21 protein-coding genes are annotated in these 21,138 nt (G+C 68.2%); 15 read left to right on the top strand and 6 right to left on the bottom strand.

The features are described 5' to 3' along the window. Window positions 1-21 precede the first annotated feature (21 nt). Window positions 22-1,344 (top strand): MFS transporter, encoded by a 1,323-nt coding sequence (locus QCD75_RS15805; protein WP_301230249.1) that lies wholly within the window; start codon window positions 22-24, stop codon window positions 1,342-1,344. Window positions 1,345-1,502: 158 nt separating this feature from the next. Here the strand turns inward: QCD75_RS15805 and QCD75_RS15800 are convergent, their stop codons facing one another. Further along, window positions 1,503-1,889 (bottom strand): DUF1844 domain-containing protein, encoded by a 387-nt coding sequence (locus tag QCD75_RS15800; RefSeq protein ID WP_226761144.1) that lies wholly within the window; start codon window positions 1,887-1,889, stop codon window positions 1,503-1,505. Between the two features lie 451 nt (window positions 1,890-2,340). Between QCD75_RS15800 and infC the strand changes: the two genes are divergently transcribed. From infC to QCD75_RS15780, 4 genes are all read left to right on the top strand, one after another. Continuing rightward, window positions 2,341-3,456 carry a translation initiation factor IF-3 gene (gene infC, locus QCD75_RS15795; protein WP_441005501.1) on the top strand — a complete coding sequence of 372 codons (1,116 nt, stop codon included), beginning with the start codon at window positions 2,341-2,343 and terminating at the stop codon, window positions 3,454-3,456. Between the two features lie 115 nt (window positions 3,457-3,571). Then, window positions 3,572-3,766, top strand: a complete 195-nt coding sequence (rpmI, locus tag QCD75_RS15790) for a 50S ribosomal protein L35 (RefSeq protein WP_009358635.1) — start codon at window positions 3,572-3,574, stop codon at window positions 3,764-3,766. A 118-nt stretch (window positions 3,767-3,884) separates the two neighbouring features. Next, window positions 3,885-4,364 (top strand): 50S ribosomal protein L20, encoded by a 480-nt coding sequence (gene rplT / locus QCD75_RS15785; protein ID WP_301230241.1) that lies wholly within the window; start codon window positions 3,885-3,887, stop codon window positions 4,362-4,364. 65 nt (window positions 4,365-4,429) lie between these two features. Next, complete coding sequence (locus QCD75_RS15780; protein ID WP_301230240.1) at window positions 4,430-5,341, top strand: TrmH family RNA methyltransferase; 912 nt, start codon at window positions 4,430-4,432, stop codon at window positions 5,339-5,341. A gap of 152 nt (window positions 5,342-5,493) precedes the next feature. Here QCD75_RS15780 and QCD75_RS15775 read toward each other — a convergent pair whose 3' ends face one another. After that, on the bottom strand, window positions 5,494-5,760 hold the full coding sequence (locus QCD75_RS15775) for a GlsB/YeaQ/YmgE family stress response membrane protein (RefSeq protein ID WP_301230239.1): 267 nt from the start codon (window positions 5,758-5,760) through the stop codon (window positions 5,494-5,496). 305 nt (window positions 5,761-6,065) lie between these two features. On the opposite strand from QCD75_RS15775, the gene QCD75_RS15770 reads away from it, so the two are divergent. After that, window positions 6,066-6,986 carry a cation diffusion facilitator family transporter gene (locus QCD75_RS15770; RefSeq protein ID WP_301230238.1) on the top strand — a complete coding sequence of 307 codons (921 nt, stop codon included), beginning with the start codon at window positions 6,066-6,068 and terminating at the stop codon, window positions 6,984-6,986. 78 nt (window positions 6,987-7,064) lie between these two features. Here the strand turns inward: QCD75_RS15770 and QCD75_RS15765 are convergent, their stop codons facing one another. Continuing rightward, on the bottom strand, window positions 7,065-8,273 hold the full coding sequence (locus QCD75_RS15765) for an MFS transporter (protein WP_301230236.1): 1,209 nt from the start codon (window positions 8,271-8,273) through the stop codon (window positions 7,065-7,067). 694 nt (window positions 8,274-8,967) lie between these two features. Here QCD75_RS15765 and QCD75_RS15760 point away from each other — a divergent pair. The 5 genes from QCD75_RS15760 to QCD75_RS15740 all read left to right on the top strand — a co-directional run bounded on the left by QCD75_RS15760 (window position 8,968) and on the right by QCD75_RS15740 (window position 12,985). Further along, a complete protein-coding gene (locus QCD75_RS15760) occupies window positions 8,968-9,516 on the top strand; it encodes an SRPBCC family protein (protein WP_301230234.1) in 549 nt (182 codons plus the stop codon). An 80-nt stretch (window positions 9,517-9,596) separates the two neighbouring features. After that, the gene (locus QCD75_RS15755) at window positions 9,597-10,052 is read left to right on the top strand and encodes a (deoxy)nucleoside triphosphate pyrophosphohydrolase (protein WP_301230232.1); all 456 of its coding nucleotides are present in this window, start codon (window positions 9,597-9,599) and stop codon (window positions 10,050-10,052) included. An 88-nt stretch (window positions 10,053-10,140) separates the two neighbouring features. Further along, a complete protein-coding gene (locus tag QCD75_RS15750; protein WP_301230230.1) occupies window positions 10,141-11,298 on the top strand; it encodes a Re/Si-specific NAD(P)(+) transhydrogenase subunit alpha in 1,158 nt (385 codons plus the stop codon). Then, a complete protein-coding gene (locus QCD75_RS15745) occupies window positions 11,298-11,615 on the top strand; it encodes an NAD(P) transhydrogenase subunit alpha (RefSeq protein WP_301230280.1) in 318 nt (105 codons plus the stop codon). The genes QCD75_RS15750 and QCD75_RS15745 overlap by 1 nt, the downstream gene beginning before the upstream one ends. Continuing rightward, window positions 11,612-12,985 (top strand): NAD(P)(+) transhydrogenase (Re/Si-specific) subunit beta, encoded by a 1,374-nt coding sequence (locus tag QCD75_RS15740; protein WP_301230228.1) that lies wholly within the window; start codon window positions 11,612-11,614, stop codon window positions 12,983-12,985. The genes QCD75_RS15745 and QCD75_RS15740 overlap by 4 nt, the downstream gene beginning before the upstream one ends. 63 nt (window positions 12,986-13,048) lie before the next feature. Here QCD75_RS15740 and QCD75_RS15735 read toward each other — a convergent pair whose 3' ends face one another. After that, window positions 13,049-14,233: an Rv2578c family radical SAM protein gene (locus tag QCD75_RS15735; protein WP_301230226.1), complete on the bottom strand. Its 1,185-nt coding sequence runs from the start codon at window positions 14,231-14,233 to the stop codon at window positions 13,049-13,051. Window positions 14,234-14,332: 99 nt separating this feature from the next. Here QCD75_RS15735 and pcp point away from each other — a divergent pair, with 99 nt between their 5' ends. Continuing rightward, window positions 14,333-14,974, top strand: coding sequence for a pyroglutamyl-peptidase I (gene pcp, locus QCD75_RS15730; RefSeq protein WP_301230224.1), 642 nt, complete (start codon window positions 14,333-14,335; stop codon window positions 14,972-14,974). Window positions 14,975-14,990: 16 nt separating this feature from the next. Here the strand turns inward: pcp and QCD75_RS15725 are convergent, their stop codons facing one another. Together QCD75_RS15725 and QCD75_RS15720 are read right to left on the bottom strand one after the other, a co-directional pair. After that, complete coding sequence (locus tag QCD75_RS15725) at window positions 14,991-15,629, bottom strand: SIMPL domain-containing protein (RefSeq protein WP_301230222.1); 639 nt, start codon at window positions 15,627-15,629, stop codon at window positions 14,991-14,993. A gap of 1 nt (window position 15,630) precedes the next feature. Further along, window positions 15,631-16,194, bottom strand: coding sequence for a hypothetical protein (locus QCD75_RS15720; protein ID WP_441005500.1), 564 nt, complete (start codon window positions 16,192-16,194; stop codon window positions 15,631-15,633). 259 nt (window positions 16,195-16,453) lie between these two features. Between QCD75_RS15720 and pheS the strand changes: the two genes are divergently transcribed. The 3 genes from pheS (at window position 16,454) to QCD75_RS15705 (ending at window position 20,798) form a co-directional block, all read left to right on the top strand. Continuing rightward, window positions 16,454-17,515 carry a phenylalanine--tRNA ligase subunit alpha gene (pheS, locus tag QCD75_RS15715; RefSeq protein ID WP_301230220.1) on the top strand — a complete coding sequence of 354 codons (1,062 nt, stop codon included), beginning with the start codon at window positions 16,454-16,456 and terminating at the stop codon, window positions 17,513-17,515. A 2-nt stretch (window positions 17,516-17,517) separates the two neighbouring features. Then, window positions 17,518-20,061: a phenylalanine--tRNA ligase subunit beta gene (gene pheT / locus QCD75_RS15710; RefSeq protein ID WP_301230218.1), complete on the top strand. Its 2,544-nt coding sequence runs from the start codon at window positions 17,518-17,520 to the stop codon at window positions 20,059-20,061. Window positions 20,062-20,279: 218 nt separating this feature from the next. Then, window positions 20,280-20,798, top strand: coding sequence for a 4'-phosphopantetheinyl transferase family protein (locus QCD75_RS15705; protein WP_301230216.1), 519 nt, complete (start codon window positions 20,280-20,282; stop codon window positions 20,796-20,798). The last annotated feature ends 340 nt before the right edge of the window (window positions 20,799-21,138 follow it).

The raw sequence follows: 21,138 nt of genomic DNA, 5'->3' as shown, positions 1-21,138 counted from the left end.
GGATCAAAAAGGATGTAGTCCGTGAATTTCGCGCTTTACCGGGAGCTGCTGGCCGTGCGGCCGATCAGGCGGCTCCTGCTGGTGGGCATGGTTGCCCGCATACCGCACTCCGCGGCCGGGGTCCTGCTGACCCTGCACATCGTCCTGACCCTCGGCCAGGGCTACGCCGCCGCCGGGGCCGCTGCGGCCGTGATGACAATCGGCATTGCCGTCGGGGCGCCCTGGCGCGGCCGGCGCGTCGATACCGTGGGCCTCCGGCTTGCCCTCATCCCGTCAGTCATTTCAGAGACTGTCATCTGGTCGGTCGTACCGCACGTGTCCTACGAGGTACTGCTGCCGCTCGTCTTTGTCGGCGGGCTGCTGACGCTGCCGATCTTCAGCGTGGTGCGCCAGTCCCTCGGCGTCCTCGCCACGGGGGAGCAGCGCCGCACTGCCTTTGCCCTCGACGCCATCTCCACCGAACTGGTTTTTATGATCGGGCCCGCCGCCGGCGCACTTGTGGCCACCGCCGGATTCTCGGTCCTGGGACTGACCATCGTCGGCATTGCCACCTCCGTGTCCGGGCTCGCCCTGATGTGGTTCAACCCGCCGACCCGCAGCGCCGAGTCCGACGCCGAACCCGACGTTGTGTTCGAGTCCAGCCAGCAGGAAGCCGCCGAGGTCGCCGTCGTCGCTGCTGCCCCGGCCCACTTGAACGAAGCCGCCGCCGAGTTCGCCCCGCTCGCCGCTGCCGGGGAACGGCGCCAGGAACGGGCCGGCCTGCGGCACAAGGTCATTCACAACTTCGCCTGGTGCACCGCCGCCGTGGCCGCCGTCTTCGCCGTGGCAGCCGGTGCGGGCATGGTGCTCAGCGGCACCGACGTCGGAATCGTTGCCGCGCTCGAAACCGGCGGCCACCAGGCCGAGATCGGGCTGGTGTTCCTCTTCTGGTGTGCGGCCTCGGTGGTCGGCGGACTGATCTACGGCGCCATGCACCGGCCAATCTCGCCCGTCCTGCTGCTGCTTGGCATGTCGGCGCTGACCATCCCGATGGCCTTCGCGCAGGACACCTGGACGCTCAGCCTGCTCTCGCTCCTGCCCGGCCTGTTATGCGCGCCGGTGCTGTCGGCAGCCTCGGAGCGGGTCGCCGAACTTGTCGAGGAGCGCCGCCGCGGTGAGGCCATGGGCTGGTACGGCTCGGCCCTCACCGGCGGCGTCGCCCTCGGCGCACCGCTCGCCGGGGTCTTCATCGATGGCATCGGCCCCTCGTCGGGCTTCGTGGCCGTAGGGGTCGGCGGTGTGCTGCTGTGCCTTCTGGGACTCGTGCTGCAGCACCGCCGCCGGCGCCGGCTCGCCGCCGCCTGAGTGGCGTTGGTGTCTGAGGCGGCGTTGCCGTCTGAGGGGGTGCCGCTGCGACGCCGCCGGCACCCGCACGGCTTACGCCGCCGGCACCCGCACGGCTTACGCCGCCGGCACCCGCTCGGCTTACGCCGCCTGCGTTGTGGCTGGTTAGCCGGTGATTCCTAGTTGACCGGACCGGTGTACTTCTCGCCCGGGCCCTTGCCCGGCGCGTCCGGAATGATGGATTCCTCGCGGAAGGCGAGCTGCAGGGACCGCAGGCCGTCGCGCAAGGGTCCGGCGTGCTGGGAACCGATCTCGGGCGCTGCCGCGGTGACCAGGCCGGCGAGGGCCGTGATCAGCTTGCGGGCCTCGTCGAGGTCCTTGAGCTCTTCGGCGTTCTCTTCGGCGGCAAGGCCAAGCTTCACGGCGGCGGCACTCATAAGGTGCACGGCAGCGGTGGTGATGACCTCGATCGCGGGCACCTCGGAGATGTCGCGGATCTGCTGTGAGACGTCGCCCTGGGCGCTGGCTGGCTCGTAAACGTGTGAATTGCTATCTGAAGTGCTCATGCTGGTAAGCTTGTCACAGACCGACTGATAGTCGTTATTTCACAGTTGTTGTCCTGGGAGTTATGTCACCGCAGTTGTCCTGCGGCGATTTGGCTTCCGGAGCCCGTCCGCAATCGGCATGCCCGTCATGCAGGTGCGCCGGACGGGATTTCTTCTGTAGAATCGACTTCAGTTTGCAAGCGGAGTTCTCTCCCACCCGCGTCAGCCGCTCTCCTTCGGGAAGCTTCGCAAGAAGCAAGGTTGCCGGGTACCTGGTCGGGCATTCTGCCCGGGCGTCAGCCCGGCGGGATGCATGCCGCCTCACCTGAGGCAGGCAGTACCGATCTTCGAGGCCTTCGATTGCTCCGGCAATTGGGGGCCTTCTCTTTTTGCCGGTGGAATACCCCCTCACGAACACAGGAGCTTTAACATTAGCGAGCCAAGAATCAATGAGCGTATCCGCGTCCCCGAGGTGCGGCTGGTCGGCCCTGCAGGCGAGCAAGTAGGCGTTGTCCGTATTGAGGATGCCCTGCGTTTGGCTGCCGAGTCCGATCTTGATCTCGTTGAAGTTGCACCGCAGGCCAAGCCTCCGGTGTGCAAGCTGATGGACTTCGGCAAGTACAAGTACGAAGCCGCCGTCAAGGCACGTGAAGCCCGGAAGAACCAGACCAACACGGTCCTGAAGGAAATCCGCTTCCGCCTGAAAATCGACACCCACGACTACGAGACGAAGCGCGGCCACGCGCTCCGTTTCCTCGGCGCCGGTGACAAGGTCAAGGCCATGATCCAGTTCCGCGGCCGTGAGCAGCAGCGCCCCGAGATGGGCATCCGCCTGCTCCAGCGCTTTGCCGACGACGTCTCCGAAGTTGGCGTGGTGGAATCCAGCCCGCGCATCGATGGCCGCAACATGGTCATGGTGGTCGGTCCCCTGAAGAACAAGGCAGAAGCCAAGGCTGAGGCCCGCCGCGCATCGCAGCGTGCGGAAGCCAAGGCTGAGAATGAAGCCAAGGCTACGGGCGGCGGCCGTGTTGACACGTCCGGTCCCGAGGCGCCCCTGACGCAGTCGCTTGCCGATCTGCTGCCGGAGGGCTATCAGGTCCGGACTGAGGCACCCGAGGCTGAGGCTCCGGCAACGGAGGCCCCCGCAGCGGAAGCCCCCGCGGCGGAGGCAGCTGCGGCTGTCGAGGCTCCGGCCGAGACAACTGCGGTCGAAGAAGCCGTGGTTGCGGAGGCCCCGGCCGCCAAGGCCGCGGAAGCACCGGCTGCGAAGGCTCCGGTCCAGGAATCGCCGAAGCAGGAGGCCCCCAGGGCTCCCAAGACCGCCCCGAAGCGTGAGGCCCCGAAGGCTGCTGAGGCTCCGAAGGCCGCCGCCAGGCCGGCAGCAGCCAAGGCGCCCGCCGCGCCCAAGGCCGCCGCTAAGGCTCCGGAATCCGCCAAGGTTCCCGAGGCCGAGACGGCCGCTCCGGCGGCAGCGCCGAAGCCGGTTGCTGCCCCGAAGCCGGTTCCGCGTCCCGCGGCGCCGAAGCCTGCCGCACGGCCGGCTGCCCCGAAGGCCGCCGCCAAGCCGGGCACCAAGAAGACCAACTAGCTCAGGGCTGCCGGACAGCAATGTCCGGCAGCAAGAAACCAGCACGCCGCCCGCAGGGGCGGCTGCACGAAAGACTGCAGACCCTGTCTGCGGATACGTAAGGAGATCGGTTCCCATGCCGAAGATGAAGACCCACAGTGGTGCTAAGAAGCGCTTCAAGCTGACCGGCAGCGGCAAGCTGCGCCGCCAGCAGGCCAACCGCCGCCACTACCTCGAGCACAAGTCCTCCAGGCTGACCCGCCGCCTCGCCGGCGACAAGATCGTCTTCAAGGGCGACGCCAAGGTCATCCGGAAGATGCTCGGCATCTAAGTTCCAAGTTCTCTGATTGTTGCCACCTGGCAGCAGTCAACTACCAAAAAGGCTTCTCAGGCCAGCCGGTTGTTCCGGCAGTAGATGCTTGGGATCAGTAATTCTAAGGAGTACGCACGTGGCACGTGTGAAGAGGGCGGTCAACGCCCACAAGAAGCGCCGGGTTATCCTTGAACGCGCAAAGGGCTACCGTGGACAGCGCTCACGCCTGTACCGCAAGGCCAAAGAGCAGCTGCTGCACTCGTTTGTGTACAGCTACGGCGACCGCAAGAAGAAAAAGGGCGACTTCCGCCGCCTGTGGATCCAGCGCATCAACGCTGCATCCCGCGCCAATGGCCTGACTTACAACCGTCTGATCCAGGGCCTCAAGGCCGCTGAGGTCGAGGTTGACCGCCGGATGCTGGCCGAGCTTGCCGTTTCTGACGCCAACGCCTTCGCCGCGCTGGTCCAGATCGCCAAGGATGCCCTGCCCGCCGACACGTCCGCTCCGGCCGTCCAGGCTGAGGCTGCACCGGCCGAGAAGAGGCCGGCTGCCAAGAAGGCCGCCGCGAAGAAGCCGGCTGCCAAGAAGGCCGCCGCTGCTGAGGCTGCAGAGTAGTACCTGAAGCAGTCCACGGACTGCGTCGTTCAAGAACCGGCTGCAAAAGCTACTAAGGTTCTTGTATGAACGAAACCGGGCGCCCGCAAGATTTTCCACTTTCCAACCCCCGAGCTGATCGGGTGAGGAAGGTGGCACAACTTGCCGGGCGCCCGGCCCGTTTAAAACGCAGCGAGTTCCTGGCGGAGGGCCCGCAGGCTGTCCGTGAGGCGCTGGCCCTGCACCAGAAACGGATTGCCGCGGGGGAGCCGGGCATCGTCTATGAGGTCTACGCGAGCGAGGCCTGCCTCGACCGGCACCCTGACCTGGAAACACTTGCGGAGGGCACCACCGCCTACCTCGCCACCGACGAAGTGCTGGCCGCCATGGCGGACACCGTGACCCCGCAGGGCATTCTCGCGGTCTGCGGGTTTCTGGATGTCAGCCTGGAGCAGGTGCTCGACGCCGGCCCGCGGCTGGTTGCCGTGCTGTGCGAGGTCCGTGACCCCGGCAACGCCGGCACGGTGCTGCGGGCAGCCGACGCGGCCGGCGCGGACGCCGTCATCCTGACCGCATCCAGCGTCGACATCTACAACCCCAAGGCCGTGCGCTCGACGGCGGGATCCCTCTTCCACCTGCCGGTGGTGCTCGGCGCTGACATCAGGGAGCTGGTGGCCCGGTGCAAGGAACGTGGCATCGGTGTCCTCGCGGCGGACGGCCAGGGCCAGCTGGACCTGGACCGGCTGCAGGACCAGAACGCGGCCCGCCGGCTGGGAGCGCCGGCCGGGGACTCCGAGTATGCGCTGGAGAGCCCGACCGCGTGGCTTTTCGGCAACGAGGCCCAGGGCCTGTCCGAGGAAGAACTGGCCCTGGCCGACCACCGTGTGGCCGTGCCGGTCTATGGTGCCGCCGAGAGCCTCAACCTCGGGACCGCGGCGACCGTCTGCCTGTACGCCAGCGCCCGCTCACAGCAGGACCGCGGAAACCCGCCTAGCTAGCTTCGCACCGGCCCGCTAGCTTCTCATCCGGCCCGCAGTGGGTCCCGGCACCAGGGCAAGAAAATACGGCGGGGTCCACCGAAAGGTGGGCCCCGCCGTCGTTGTTGCCACGATCCCTGCACCAGCGGGTGCAGGGCCGGTGGCCGGCGTCGTTACGTGGTCTTGTTGCGTCCTGTGATGGCGCCGTAGACAAGGGCTACCACAAGGCCGCCGACGATGGCCAGGAGCCAGGAACCGAGATTCCAGAATTCCATCTTGCCGCCGCCGAACAGCAGGTCGCCGATCCAGCCGCCGACCACTGCCCCGACTACGCCGAGCACGAGGCTGGTGACCCAGCCGCCGCCGACCCTGCCAGGCATGAGGGCCTTAACGATTGCACCTACTATGAGTCCGAGAATGATCCAGCCAAGAAAGCCCATTACTCCTCCTACATATTCGTCGGCATCCAAATGGTGAATCCCGATTATGGCTTCAAGCTAACATAGGCCGGATGGCTTGTCAGCAGGAGCACCCCCAATCGTTACCTGCACCGTGACCTGCGCCGTGACCTGCAGAGTTTGCGTGCCGGCCCGGCCGCCCCGCCGGTGACAGTACGTTGCCCTGCCCTGGGCGGTACGGGGCTGGTGCGGTGCTTGGACCGGGCCATAACGGGTACGGTATTCCTTGTGGGCGCGGGCACCGGCCGGAGTCCACCACCCGGTCGAACCCCTAAGGAGAAGCTCTCTTGGCTGCAAATGGCGGTACCAAGGCGATTGTTGCGGCGCTGGCTGCCAACTTGACCATCGCCGTCCTGAAGTTCGTCGCGTATTTCCTGACGTTTTCCTCATCAATGCTGGCCGAAGCGATCCACTCGCTCGCGGATTCCGGCAACCAGCTCCTGCTGCTGGTGGGCGGCAAGCGCGCCAATCGGGCGGCAAGCCCGGAGCATCCCTTCGGCTACGGGCGCGAGCGCTACATCTACGCGTTCATCGTCTCCATCGTCCTGTTCAGCGTGGGCGGCCTCTTTGCCCTGTATGAGGCGTGGGGAAAGCTCCAGCACCCGCACGCCATCGAGGGCGCGTTCTGGTGGGTTCCGCTGGCCGTGCTCCTCGGCGCCATCATGGCCGAGTCGTTCTCATTCCGGACCGCGATCATCGAATCCAACCTCATCCGCGGCCAGCAAAGCTGGATCAAGTTCATCCGCAGCGCCAAGCAGCCGGAGCTCCCCGTGATCCTCCTTGAGGACTTCGGCGCCCTCCTGGGCCTGGTCTTCGCGCTCTTCGGCGTGAGCCTGACGCTCCTCACCGGGAACGGCATCTGGGATGCCCTGGGTACCGCGATGATCGGCTTCCTGCTGGTCGCCATCGCCGCCGTCCTGGCCATTGAAACGAAGTCCCTGCTGCTGGGCGAATCCGCCACGAAGGACGATGTCGCCAAGATCCGGGCGGCCATCGAGTCCGACGGCACCTCGATCATCCACCTCAAGACCCTGCACCTCGGCCCGGAGGAACTCCTGGTCGCCGCCAAAATCAGCATCGGCCGGTCCGATACGGGCCAGGAAATCGCCAAGGCGATCGACGGCGCCGAAACGCGGATCCGCGAGGCCGTTCCGATTGCACGGGTCATTTACCTTGAACCGGACGTACAGCGCGTCAGCACGCCGTAACCGGACCCGGGTCTGACCGGCTCGGGGTCAGGCAGGCGAAGGGCTGAGGAGCCGCTGGTCCGGTAACCGCATTGCGGGCTACCGGACCAGCGGCCTCCTGCGTTCCACCAGCCCGCTGATCAGGGCGACGCCGAGGCCCAGGATGGCCAGTACCGCCCCGACGAGGGCGGGTGCGACGTAGCCCCAGCCCCAGGCGATCACGAGTCCGCCGAGGAAGGCCCCCAAAGCGTTGGCGACGTTCAGGGCCGCATGGTTGAGCGAGGACGCCAGCGAGGGGGCATCCGGGGACGCATCCAGCAACCGGGTCTGCAACGCCGGGACCAGCAATGACCCGGCGCCGCCGACGACGAAGACCATCACGTAGGCGGACCACGGCCAGTGCACGGCGACGGCGTAGACCACGAGCGCCACGGCGATGCCGGGCAGCACCCAGTAGATGGTTCCCATCACGGACTTGTCCGCGATGCGGCCGCCGACGATGTTGCCGGCCACCATGCCCAGCCCGTACAGCGCGACAACCAGGGGCAGCCACGCTGCGGGAATGCCGGCCACGGAGGTCATGGTGTGCGCGATGTAGGTATAGGTGGCGAAGAAGCCGCCGAAGCCCACGATGCCGATGAGGATCGCCAGCCAGACCTGCATCCGTTTGAGGGCGCCCAGTTCGCGGCGGAAGCTCGCATCGGCGTGCGGCTTCTGGTATGGCAGGAACTTCCAGAGCATCACCAGGGTGAGAATGCCGATCACGCCCACCAGCAGGAACAGCAGCCGCCAGCCGTACGTCTGGCCCAGCCAGGTGCCGAAGGGGACGCCGATGACGTTGGAGACGGTCAGGCCGGCCATGACCATCGAAATGGCCCAGCCGCGCTTGGTCGGCGCGACCAGTGACGCCGCGATCACGGCGGCAACCCCGAAGAAGGCCCCGTGGGGCAGCCCGGCGGCGAAACGCGACACGAGCATGGTGCCGTAGTCCGGGGCGATGAAGGACGACAGGTTCGCGATGCTGAAGAACAGCATGAGCCCCAGGGCGAGGTACTTCCGCGGCATCTTGGCACCGACGGCGGCCAGCAGCGGGGCTCCTACCACGACGCCGAGCGCATAGGCCGAGATCAGGTGGCCGGCCTCCGGGGTGCTGATGTTGAGCCCGGTCTCCACCTCCTTGAGCAGGCCCATCATGGTGAACTCCGTGGTGCCGATGCCGAATCCGCCCATGGCAAGGGAAACGATGGCAAGGGCGAGGTGGCGGGAACCGGTCCTGGGCGTCGCCGGGGCTTGTGTGGTGGTTGTCATTCGTCTGCTTTTCGGTGACGTTCCCGGCTGGAGCCAGGAGAATGCGGCAAGTTAAATCGGATTTGTAGTCTGATTTGTCTAACGGGGCGGGCACGCTCGGTATTCCGGGTCCTCGCCGAAGGCGGCCACTTCCATTCTCCCCTACGCCGGCGCCGCACTCATCCCGCCCGGAGCGGCAGACGGGCCGTTGGACCCTTACCGGCTTCCTTCGAATCGGGATAAGCATGGAAATACCGCGGCGGTGCAATGATGCCGTTGAAGCCGGGGTAGGCGGCCCTGGCGTGGCGTCTTAGCTTGCCAGGGCCGCCGCATCCGCAGGGCGGGTAACTCGTGCCGGACCGGCCGCGGGCGTCCGGGCGCTGCCGGCACGGGTCACCTTCCCCGGATGATGCCCGGGCCCCCAGTGCGGCCAGACAATGGTCTTACCGCCAGTGGCAGGAATGCCTGCCGCACCCCCTTCGCAAAGGAGCCTCCAATGCCGAGAACACGCCCAATCCTGGCTGCATCGGTCGCCCTCGGGGCAGCCGCCGCAATGCCCGCGGGCCGCGGTCAACTCCCTGCGGGACGAAGCAGCTAGCGTCCAGGCCGCGGTCAGTGACCTCCAGACGGCGGCCAAGTGCCGGGAACCGGAATTTTCCGGTGACGCGCCGTTGCGTTGACATGATCAAAAGCACAGTACTGGCCCGAGGTTGCCGTGAAATCCTTTGAGGCCGAGACCCTGATCCATGCGCGGAACTCCACGGTATGGGAAATCATCACGGACGGGGGTAACTTCACCGTCTGGGACTCCGGCATTACCCGCCTCGACGGCGAACTGCGCCACGGCGGAACCATTAGGGTCCGGACCCGCACCGGCGGGAACCGCACCTTCCGGCTACGCGTCCGGCAGATGCCGGGAGAGGTGATGACCTGGACCGGAGGCCTGCCCCTTGGCCTGTTGAAGGGCGTTCGCACGTTCACACTCACACCCCACGGCGGGATGACGCACCTGCACGTCCGGGAGGAGTTCACCGGCCCGCTGCTGGGCCTGCTTCGGAAGGCCCTCCCCGATGTGGAGCGGGCACTCGCCGAGTACGTTCGAGCCGTCAGGAAACGCGCCGAACTCCTCGGCAGACACGAAGCCAGGCTCCACGCCTTGTCGGGCAGCATCCCCAGGCCAGCAGGCGGCTGCTTTCCGGGCGCCACTGCGTTCGGCGGCAACAGTGCAGCGGGCAGGACAACCGGTTCGAAGGCCGCGGGGTAGATGTGGATTCCGCGCGGTAAATTGCCGGCAGACCGGCACCGCACCGGAATCTGCCCTGGACCCTGTCTAGACTTGGGGGCGTGACTGGACTTATTAGCGTTGCAGGCGGCGCCGTATTGGATTCGCTGGCCGAGCCCGGCCGGCTCCTTGTGGCGCGGCGGACGGCGCCCCCGCAGTTCGCCGGCATGTGGGAGTTCCCCGGCGGCAAGGTCGAGTCCGGCGAGACGGCCGAGCAGGCCCTGCACCGGGAGCTGCTCGAAGAGCTTGGCGTGACGGTCCGGCTGGGCGCCGAACTGGCCGGCGGCTCCGCCGACGGCTGGCCGCTAAACGAACGTGCCGCGATGCGGGTGTGGTTCGCTGAAGTGCTCGACGGGGTTCCCCGCCCCCTGCAGGACCACGATGAGCTGCGCTGGATCAACATCCGGAACCGCGACGAGGTGCTGGCTCTGCCGTGGATCCCCGCTGACCTCCCTATTGTCGAGGCGCTGCTGGACAGGCTTCAGGTGGCCGATTCCACCGCCGTGGCCGCGCACTGAGACTGGGGGTTGGGGCCCGCCGCGGCCCTACCCCTCGCCAAAGCGTGAAGCATGTGACTACGCTGAAGCGAACCGAGAGGAGTAGCCCGTGCAGGTTGGTGTCAGGCGGGAGCAGCGTGCAGGGGAACGGCGGGTTGCCGCCACACCGGAGACGGTGCAGCAACTGACGGCCCTCGGCCTGGAAGTGACGGTGGAGCGCCGTGCCGGCACTGCGGCAGGGTACGCGGACGCCGCCTACACCGCGGCGGGAGCGTCGATCGTTCCGGAACTGGCCGCCCAGTCCCTGGATGTCCTGCTGCACGTCCGGCCGCTCGAACCGGAGACCGCTGCGGGACTCCGGCCCGGCACCGTCACCATAGGGTTCGCCTCGCCCGCGTCGGAATTGCCAACCGTGGCCGCCCTGGCCGCCGCGGGTGTGACCGCCTTCGCCCTGGAGCTGGTTCCGCGCATCTCCCGGGCCCAGTCCATGGACGCGCTCAGTTCGCAATCGCTGGTCTCCGGCTATCGCGCGGTTCTGGAAGCGGCCCTTCGCTACCCGCGGTTCTTCCCGCTCTACATGACGGCCGCCGGTACGATCCCGCCGGCCCGGGTGCTCATCCTGGGGGCCGGCGTCGCCGGCCTGCAAGCGATCGGCACCGCGAAGCGGCTGGGGGCCAGGGTCTCCGCCAACGACATCCGGGCGGCCTCCGCCGACGAAGTCGCCTCGATGGGTGGCACCTTCATCCACCTGGACCTCGACACTCCAACTGCGGACACGGCCGCTGAGGGCAGCGGCGGCTACGCCCGTGAGCTTGGCGAGGACCGGGCCAAGCGCCAGCGCGCCCTGCTGGCCCCGCACGTGGCGGCGGCGGATGTCCTCATCACCACCGCGGCGATTCCCGGCCGGGCGGCCCCCTTGCTGGTGACCACGGAGATGGTGGCCGGCATGCGGGCCGGGTCGGTCGTCGTTGACCTCGCGGCGGAATCCGGCGGAAACGTCGAAGGAGTCATCGCGGGCAGGGACCTCCAGATCCCGGTGGCCGGCGGCTCCGTCACCCTGGTTGGCCTGCAGGACGCCGCCTCGGCGATGCCCTCCGATGCCTCCCGGCTGTTCGCCAAGAACGTCGCGAACCTGCTGGCCCTGATGACCGCCGACGGCAAGGTGGTCCCGGATTTCGACGACGAGGTTGTCGCCGGCGCCTGCCTGACCCACGGCGGCTCCGTCGTGCATGCCGCCACCGCCGAAGCCATGGAGGCCCGCAGATGATTGACCCGATCACCCTGTTGACGGTGGTGGTCCTCGCCGTCTTCGTAGGATTCGAAGTCGTCTCCAAGGTGACGAGCAAGCTGCACACCCCGCTGATGTCCGGTGCCAACGCCATCCACGGCATCATCCTCGTGGGGGCCATCATCGTGGCTGGCCAGGCGGACGATCCCGGGCTGCTCACCATCGCCCTGATCGCAGTGGTGCTGGCGACCGCCAACCTGGTCGGCGGATTCGTCGTCACGGACCGGATGCTGGAGATGTTCGGCAGCCGGAAGCCCGCCCGGCCGGGTGCCGGCGCGGGGGAGGACCGCACATGAGTGTCCTCGGCCCCGGATGGACCTCCCTGTCCTACCTCGTGGCCGCGGTCTGCTTCATCCTCGCACTGAAGGGCCTGAGCTCTCCCCGGACCGCCCGGCGCGGCAATGCCATCGGGGCGTCGGGCGCCCTCGTGGCCGTGGTCACGGTATTCCTTTCCGCGAAGCTGGAGAACATCCCGCTGATCCTCGCCGCGATCGCCGTCGGCTCCGCGGTGGCTGTCCCGGTGGCCCGGCGGGTGCAGATGACCCAGATGCCGCAATTGGTGGCCCTGTTCAACGGGGTGGGAGGCGGGGCCGCCGCGCTGGTCGCCGTGCTGGAACTCGGCCACAGCGAGGACCCCTGGGTGCGGCTCGCCGTGGTCTTTACGATGCTGGTCGGCGCCGTGTCCTTTGCGGGCTCGGCCGTGACGGTGGGCAAGCTCCAGGAGCTGATCAGCACCCGCCCCCTGCTGTTCCCCGGGATGCCGGCGGTGATGGGCGTCGTGGTGCTGGGGGCGGCCGCCGCCGGCGGCCTCGTCGTCGTGACCGGTTCAGGAGGCTGGGCTGTGGCACTGCTGGCGCTGGGCCTGGTGGCAGGCCTGCTGCTGGTGCTTCCCGTCGGCGGGGCCGACGTGCCGATCGTGATCTCATTGCTCAACGCCTTCACCGGCCTCGCGGTCGCCGCCTCCGGCATTGTGCTGGGCAACGTGCTCCTGCTGGTTGCCGGCACGCTGGTCGGCGCCAGCGGCGCCATCCTGACCAAGGTGATGGCCTCTGCCATGGGCCGCGGCGTAACGGGCATCATGTTCGGCGCCTTCCGGGGAGGCTCGACGGCGGGATCAACGGTGCAGAGCGACCGGCCGGTGCGGTCTTCCTCGGCCGAGGACGTCGCAGTCCAGCTGGGCTACGCGCAGCGGGTGGTGATTGTCCCCGGATACGGGCTGGCCGTGGCCCAGGGACAGCACACGATCGCCGAGCTCGCCCTTGCGCTGGCGGCCCGCGGCGTCGAGGTGGTCTTCGCCATCCACCCGGTGGCCGGGCGGATGCCTGGCCACATGAACGTGCTGCTCGCGGAGGCGAACGTACCGTATGAGTCGCTGAAGGAGCTCGAGGAAGCCAACCCGGAGTTCCCGAACACGGACATAGCCCTCATTGTGGGCGCCAATGATGTGGTCAATCCTGCCGCCAAGTCCACACCCGGTGCGCCGATCTACGGAATGCCAATCCTGGAAGTGGCCCTGGCCGGTCAGGTGGTGTTCCTAAAGCGCTCCATGCGGCCGGGATTCGCCGGGATCGAGAACGAGCTGCTGTTCGATCCGAAGACCACCCTCCTGTTTGGCGACGCCAAGGAATCACTCACCCGCGTCCTGGGCGCCGTCAAGGCCCTTTAGCCATGTGGCCCTCTGGAACAGGTGGCTCTCTGGAACAGGTGGCTCTCTTGAAAAGGTGCCCCTCTAGAACAGCGTGGGCTGCGCGGCCGCGGCCGGATCCCGCTGGCCGCCGGGGAAGGCTGACGCCTCGGGGATGCTGCCGGCCGGGTACTGCGCTTCCTCGTCCCGTGGATCACCGCTGCCGGGATCGTCGCCAAGGTCACGGTGGCTGAAGCCCTGGGAGCCGGAGAACCCGTGCCGGGCCTTGAAGTACCGGATGCGCCCGGACAACCAGTCGCGGTATTCCTTGGACGCGTAGGAGCCGGTGCCGTAGAGCCGCCGGTACTTCCCGGCCAGCTGCGGATGTTCCTTGGCAATCCACTGCATGAACCATTCCCGGGTTCCGGGCTTGAGGTAGAGGGCCCCTGCGGTCACGCCGGTGGCCCCCGCCGCGGCAAGGGAACCGAACAGGGAATCCAGGGCTTCGTCGCTGTCGGAAAGCCACGGCAGGATGGGCATGGCCATCACCCCGCAGGGCAGCCCGGCCTCCCGGAGCCGGGTAATTAGCTTCAGGCGTGCCCGGGGACCGGGTGTGCCGGGCTCCACCGCTTCGGAGAGACGCTCGTCAGTCATCGCCAGCGAGATGCCGACGCCGACGGGAACCTGGGCTGCGGCGTGCTTCAGCAGCGGGATGTCCCGGGCCAGCAGGGTGCCCTTGGTCAGGATCGACAGGGGAGTGCCGGAATCTGCCAGCGCCCCGATGATGCCCGGCATCAGCTGGTAGCGGCCCTCGGCCCGCTGGTAGGGATCTGTGTTGGTGCCCAGGGCAACGTGCTGCCGCCCCCACGAGGGCTTGGCCAGTTCCCGGCGCAGGACCTCCGCGGCGTTGATTTTCACCACCACCTGGCTGTCGAAGTCCAGCCCGGCGTCGAAGTCGAGATAGGTATGGCTCTTCCGGGCGAAGCAGTAGACGCAGGCGTGGCTGCAGCCGCGGTAGGGGTTGATGGTCCATTCGAACGGCATCCGCGAACCGGCGGCCACTTTGTTGAGCACCGATTTGGCGGTGACCTCATGGAAAGTGACCCCGGCAAACTCGGGGGTGGTCACGGACCGCACCAGCCCGATCAGGGGCAGCAACGGGTCGGTGGACGTGACGGCCGGGTTCCCGGTGCCTCCGTTCCCTGCTCCGGGGCCTGTGCCGCCAGCTGCGGCAGCTATGCGGGCATTGTCTCCGGGCGCCGGTTCGAGTGCTTGTGCGTCCCATCTCATCGCTCTATTCGAATGTATGTTCGAGTTTAAGTCAAGGACCAGGTCCGCATCCTGACACGGCCCAGGCCTGCAGTCCGGCCGCCTTGCTAGGCTGGGGCGATGATTCTCCTGACAGGGTTCGAGCCTTTCGGCGGCGAAAGCACCAACCCTTCGTGGGCCGCCGCGCGTGCGGCCGCGGCCCTGCTCCGGTCCGAGGGACTCGAGGCGGAGGCTGTGGAGCTGCCCTGTGTCTTTGGCGAGGCGCTCCGCCTGCTCGAAGCGGCGCTGGAGCGTTACCACCCGGAGGTGGTGGTCTCCGCGGGCCAGGCCGGCGGCAGGTCCCGGATCTCGCTGGAACGGGTCGCGATCAACTGCGACGACGCGCGGATCCCGGACAACGCCGGCAACGCACCCGTGGACCAGCCCGTGGTCACCGGCGGCCCGGCGGCCTACTTCAGCACCCTGCCGGTGAAGGCAGCGCTCGCTGCCCTCCTGGCTGCGGGGATCCCCGCCGAGGTATCCCAGGCCGCCGGCACCTACGTCTGCAACCACCTCTTCTACGGGCTGATGCACGCCCTGCGGCTGCGGCCCGGCGTCCGGGGAGGCTTTGTCCACGTTCCTTTCGAGCCGAAGCAGCTGCCCCCGGGGAGCACCGATCCGTCCCTGCCGCTGGAACAGCTGACGGAAGCGCTCGCCGTCGTCGTCCGCAGCACCCTGGCGACGACGGCGGATCTGACGATCTCCGCCGGCGCCACACACTAGCGGGCGCCGGGCCGGCTCAGCCGAGCAGTTCCCAGACGACGTTGACTGCGGCGCTGACGCTCGATTCGCCGGCTTCCACAGTGAGCGACTCCACAGCGACGGCGCGCTGCATCCTGGCCACCGGGATCGGTGCCGGCTGGCCGGACAGCTGGGCGAGCGATACCACCTTGCCGAGGGAGCCGCCGGCGAGCGAGGCGAACTGCCCGGCCGCGGTGAGGGCGTCCTGCCAGGCGGCTTCGCGGGCGCGCGCGGTGACGGGGGCGGGATCAGCGAAGCCGAGCTCCAGCCCGTTGAGCCGGACATCGTTGCCGCCGGCCGCGACCGCGGCGGCGATGACCTCCGAGGATTTTCTGATCTCCCTGAGCCGGACGCTCAGCATGCTCGACGCCAGGTAGCCCGAGACGACCTGGCCCCGGCCCTCCTGCCAGTTCACCTCGGCACGGACGTTGAGCCCGGAGGTCGTGATGTCCGGGTCCGCCACGCCGTATCCGCGAAGCACCGCCGTGATGGCTGCGGAGACACGGCCCGCCTCGCCGTAGGCCGCGCCGACGTCCTCCCGGCGGCACTCGACGCCGATCGAGAGGGTCAGCAGGTCCGGTGCGCCTTCCGCGCTGCCGGATCCGCTGACTGAGATTGTCCTGGGGCTGTCGGTCATGTCATGCCTCGTTCCGCTCGGGGGCCGCCGGGCCCGTCCTGCTGGTGGCTGGATCTGCTGTGGAAATCTGCTGGGTGGATCTGCCGGGTAGATTTGCTGTTGAAATCCGCTGGGTGGATCTGCCGGGTAGATTTGCTGTTGAAATCAGCCGGCTGGAGCCGGTGTTCCGCGCCGGGTAGCCACCCGCCTGCAGCCCGGCGTGCCGTTCGAAGACATTGCCGGAGCCGACGTTGCCGGTCCGGACCAGGGACCAGCCTGCGGCGAGGAAATACAACGGCAGGAAAGGCAGGCCCAGGCACCAGGCGTACTGGCTGCTGTGGCGCTCCTCGTGCCCCAGCAGCGCGGGGTTGGCCAGGGCTTCCTCCGGTCCGGCACGGATCAGCACCACATTGCCGACCGTGAACGCGCCGGCAAAGGGCAGCCGCCAGCTGTACCCGGTGGCAATCAGCAGCCCCCGGGGTCCCCGAAGGACGTGCGTGCGCGCACAGCCGGCCAGCAACAAACCCAGCGGAGTTGTTGCATTCAGTACATTGGCCAGCTGCCGCAGCCGTTGTCCCGGCGTCATACCGCCATGCTAGCCGGGCGCCGGGCTGCGGGAAACGAAACCGGGCGGGAGGCCCCGCCCCGCGGAGCCGCGGCAGACGCCGCCCCGCGGAGCCGGCGCAGCGCCGTCGCGTTCTGGCACCGGAGTGCCTTCAACTAGACTGAAGGGGAGTGCCCGCCGGAGCGTTTTTGGCGAGCCCTGCCCTTTGCCAACGCACCGGTACCGCACCTGAATGTCCGATGCCCGTTGGCATAAACCGACTCGTAGCTAAGAACAGTAGATGACTGAAACTTTGCCGGGCGCCGGCGTCCCGAATCCCTTGGATGAAGCCGCCATCACCGCCGCCGTAGACCAGGCCGTTGCGGCCATTGCCGCCGCCTCCACGCTCGATGAACTCAAGGCCGCGCGCCTCGCGCACACCGGTGAGAAGTCCGCGTTGAGCCTCGCCAACCGTGAGATTGGCGGGCTGCCGAAGGACCAGAAGGCCGCCGCCGGAAAGCTTATGGGCTCCTCCCGCGGACGCGTCAACAAGGCGCTCGCGGACCGGACGGCCGAGCTCGAAGCCGAGAACGACGCCCGCATCCTGGTCGAGGAGACCGTTGACGTCACGGCGGCCCCGCGCCGCCGTCGTGCCGGTGCACGCCACCCGCTGTCCACCCTGCAGGAACGGGTCGCGGACATCTTTGTCGGCATGGGCTGGGAGATCGCCGAAGGCCCCGAGGTCGAGTCCGAGTGGTTCAACTTCGACGCGCTGAACTTCAAGCCCGACCACCCCGCCCGCGAAATGCAGGACACCTTCTTCGTGGAGCCGCCGGAGGCCCACCTGCTGATGCGCACCCACACCTCCCCGGTGCAGGTCCGTTCCATGCTGGAACGCGAAGTGCCCATCTACGTGCTGTGCCCCGGCAAGGTGTTCCGCACCGATGAGCTCGACGCGACGCACACGCCGGTGTTCCACCAGTTCGAGGGCCTGGCCATCGACAAGAAGCTCAGCATGGCGGACCTCCGCGGCACCCTGGAACACTTCGCGCGCCAGATGTTCGGCGACGAGGCCCAGATCCGGCTGCGCCCCAACTACTTCCCCTTCACCGAACCGTCCGCCGAGCTGGACATCTGGCACCCGGGCGCCAAGGGCGGCCCCAGCTGGATCGAATGGGGCGGCTGCGGCATGGTCAACCCCAACGTGCTCCGCGCGGCCGGCATCGACCCGGACATCTATTCAGGTTTTGCCTTCGGCATGGGCATCGAGCGCACGCTCATGTTCCGCAACGAGGTCGGCGACATGCGCGACATGATCGAAGGCGATGTACGTTTCAGCGAGCACTTCGGGATGGAGATCTAACCGTGCGTATCCCACTTTCCTGGCTGCGAGAATTCGCGCAGGTACCGGCCGGAGCCACGGCCGAAGACGTTATGGCCGACCTGGTCAAGGTCGGTTTTGAAGAAGAAGCAGTCCACCGGCCGACGGACGCCCTCCACGGCCCCATCGTGGTGGGCCAGGTCCTGAGCATCGTCAAGGAACCCCAGACCAACGGCAAGACCATCAACTGGTGCCAGGTCCGGGTCGTCCCCGAGGGCCAGCAGCAGAGCCTCACCGGCGAGGGCATCGACCCCTCCGGCGTCCAGGGCATCATCTGCGGCGCCCACAACTTCGTGGAAGGCGACAAGGTGGTGGTCACCCTTCCCGGTGCCGTGCTGCCCGGCGACTTCCACATTTCCGCGCGGAAAACCTACGGACACCTGTCCGCCGGGATGATCGCCTCCGTGCGGGAGCTCGGCATCGGCGAGGACCATGACGGCATCCTGGTGCTGTCCCGGATCGGACTGGACCCGGAAATCGGCGCCGACGCCATGGAGCTCCTGGATCTCTACGACGAGGCCGCCGAAATCAACGTCACCCCGGACCGCGGCTATGCGTTCTCCATCCGCGGGGTGGCCCGCGAATACGCGCACGCGACCGGAACCTCCTTCACCGACCCGGCGTCCAGGGTGCAGGCACCCGCAGCGCTGGCCGGGGGCTACGGCGTGAAGCTTAACGACGACGCGCCGATCTACGGCAAGCCGGGCTGCGACCGCTTCGTAGCCCGGACCGTCCGCGGGGTCGACGCCACGAAGCCGCCGCCGCCGTGGATGACCTCCCGGCTCCGGCTCGCCGGGATCCGCTCGATCTCGCTGCCGGTGGACATCTCCAATTACGTGATGCTCGAACTCGGCCAGCCCACCCACTGCTACGACCTGGACAAGCTGTCCGGCGACATCGTGGTCCGCCGCGCCGTCGCCGGCGAGAAACTCAGGACCCTCGATGAGAAGGAACGCTCGCTCGACGTCGAGGACCTCCTCATCACCGACGGTTCCGGTGCCATCGGCATCGCCGGCGTGATGGGCGGCGCCGCCACAGAGGTGTCCGACACCACGACAAGCGTCCTCGTTGAAGCGGCGCACTTCGACGAAGTGTCCATCGGACGCTCCCGCCGCCGGCACAAGCTGCCGTCCGAGGCCTCCAAGCGCTTTGAACGCGGCGTCGACTGGCAGGTTGCCGGGATCGCCGCCCAGCGGGTCGTTGACCTGCTGGTCGAACTCGCCGGGGGCACCGCCGATGAGGCGGGGACCGACGTCGGCACCGCACCGGACGCCGTGACCGTCGAGCTGCCCGCGGCCTTCGCCGCGGAACGGATCGGCATCGACTTCACCGAGGAACAGATCATCACCTCCCTCGAGGACCTCGGCGCCGTCGTCGCACCCGCCGGGAGCGGCTGGACGGTGACCGCCCCGAGCTGGCGCAACGACCTGGAAACCAAGGAAGACCTCACCGAGGAGATCGCGCGGCTCGTCGGCTACGACAAGATCCCGGCGTCCCTGCCGGTGGCGCCGCCGGGCCGCGGGCTCACCCGCGTCCAGCAGCAGCGCCGGCGCCTGGTCCAGGCTCTCGCGGCTTCCGGCCTCACCGAGGTCCTGGCGTACCCGTTCGTCTCGAAGGCCGCCAACGACACGTTCGGCGTGTCCACGGAAGGGTCGCCGCGCAGGGCCCTCAAGCTCGCCAACCCGATCAGCGAGGAGCAGGGTTACCTGCGCACTTCGATCCTGCCGGGCCTGATCGACGTCGCCAAGCGCAACCACTCGCGCGGTTTCCGCGACCTGGCCCTGTTCGAGGCCGGGCTTGTGTTCCTGCCGGGCGACACCCTCGGCACCGCCTCGATCCCGCCGCTGGGCATCAGGCCCAGCGATGAGGTGCTGGACGGCCTGTACGACGGCGTCCCGGACCAGCCGCTGTACCTCGCCGCCGTGCTGACGGGGCACGATTCTCCGGCCGCCGCCGGCCACACCCCCCGGGCGTGGGACTGGGCGGACGCCCTGGACATCGCCAGGATCGCCGGTGACGTGCTGGGCGTCGAAATTGTGGTCAGCCAGGGCCGGCACCAGGCCTTCCACCCCGGGCGGACCGCGCAACTGGCGCTCCGCACCGGCGAAGTCCTGGGCTATGCCGGCGAGCTTCACCCGAAGCTCCTGGCCGCCCACGACATGCCGGCCCGGTCCGTGGCACTGGAGTTCAACGCGGATGCCCTCTTCGAGGCCGCGGCGGACGTCATCGTCGCCCGGCACATCTCCACCTACCCGGTGGCCAGCCAGGACGTGGCCCTGGTGGTCCCGCAGGAGGTCCCGGCGGAAGACGTGCTTGCCGCCCTGCGCGAGGGCGCCGGGGCGTTGCTTGAGGACGTCGCACTCTTCGACGTGTACGCGGGCAAGGGCATCGAGGAGGGCAAGAAGTCGTTGGCCTTCAGCCTGCGCTTCCGCGCAGATGACCGCACCCTGACCGCCGACGAGGCATCGGCGGCCCGCGAGAGTGCCGTGGCCGTTGCCCACGAGCGCTTCGGAGCAGTCCAACGCTAAAGCCTAAGGGGCACAGAGGAACCCTCACCGTTTCCGGAGTCACCGTCCGGTCCGTTTGTCTTGCCGACATCGGACCGGACGGCGGGGCCTTCCTCGATGCTCCGGAGCGCGCGCGTGCCGCGGGCATCACGGATCCGCTCACCCGGCGGGACTTCCTGGCCGGCCGGACCGCGCTGCGCGGATTCGCTGCGGAGATCCTTGGCGGGCGTCCCGGTGAATTGACCGCCGACTATTCGTGCCCGGACTGCGGGACCGGGCCGGAGCTTGACCACGGGCGGCCCGGCTACCGGCTGGACGGGGCCCCCGCCGGCCTGAGCCTGAGCCTTTCGCGAAGCCGCGGTTGGGCTCTGCTGGCTGCCGGCGGCCCCCAGGGTCCCGGCGCCCTGGGTCCAAGTGCCCCGGGATTCGGGACCCAGGACAACGGTGCGACAGTCGGCATCGACCTGGAGCACAGTTCCGGTGTCGTGTTCCCCGGGTTTGACGACGTCGCCCTTACCCCCGCTGAGCGGCAGCTGCTCGCCGGGCTGGCTCCGGACCGGGCAGCCCCGTGGCGGACAGCCGCCTGGGCGCGCAAGGAAGCCCTGCTGAAGGCCCGCGGCATCGGACTGCGGGTGGACCCCGCCTCGGTTGAGGCCTTCGTGGAGCCCCCGGGCACCATCCTCGTCGATCTGGACACGGCCGCACTGGGCCTGCCCGCGGGCTTTGCCGCCGCACTGGCCCTCGTGGGAACGATCTAGGCGCCGCAACCACTCCGGAGGCCGGCGCTGATAAGGCGCTTTGCCCACCGACCCGGACACCCCGTCTTTTAGGGGCTGGCCAGGCTCCGGTTGTTCATCTGTTCCGGTGTCGGGCTGGCGCGCAGAGCCGATGTCGCTAGATTGTCGGAGGCTCCCTCTAATCTGAAAGTGTGGATAGCCGGACAGTATGGAGTGCGGAGAGCGGGGCGGCTTTTGAGGCCGTCGCGGCGTCGGCTGCTGCGCTTGCTGCCTTCACCGGCACCGGCGCGGACCGTTATTTTGATGCGTTCCGGGGGATCGATCCGTTGCGGGACCTGGCCGATGATTGCCTGGACGCTTT

Origin of the sequence: Arthrobacter sp. PsM3 (assembly GCF_030433895.1) — a bacterium.
Classification (GTDB): Bacteria; Actinomycetota; Actinomycetes; order Actinomycetales; family Micrococcaceae; genus Arthrobacter.
Note: the sequence above shows the minus strand (reverse complement) of the source record. Positions and strands in the feature narration are given on the sequence as shown.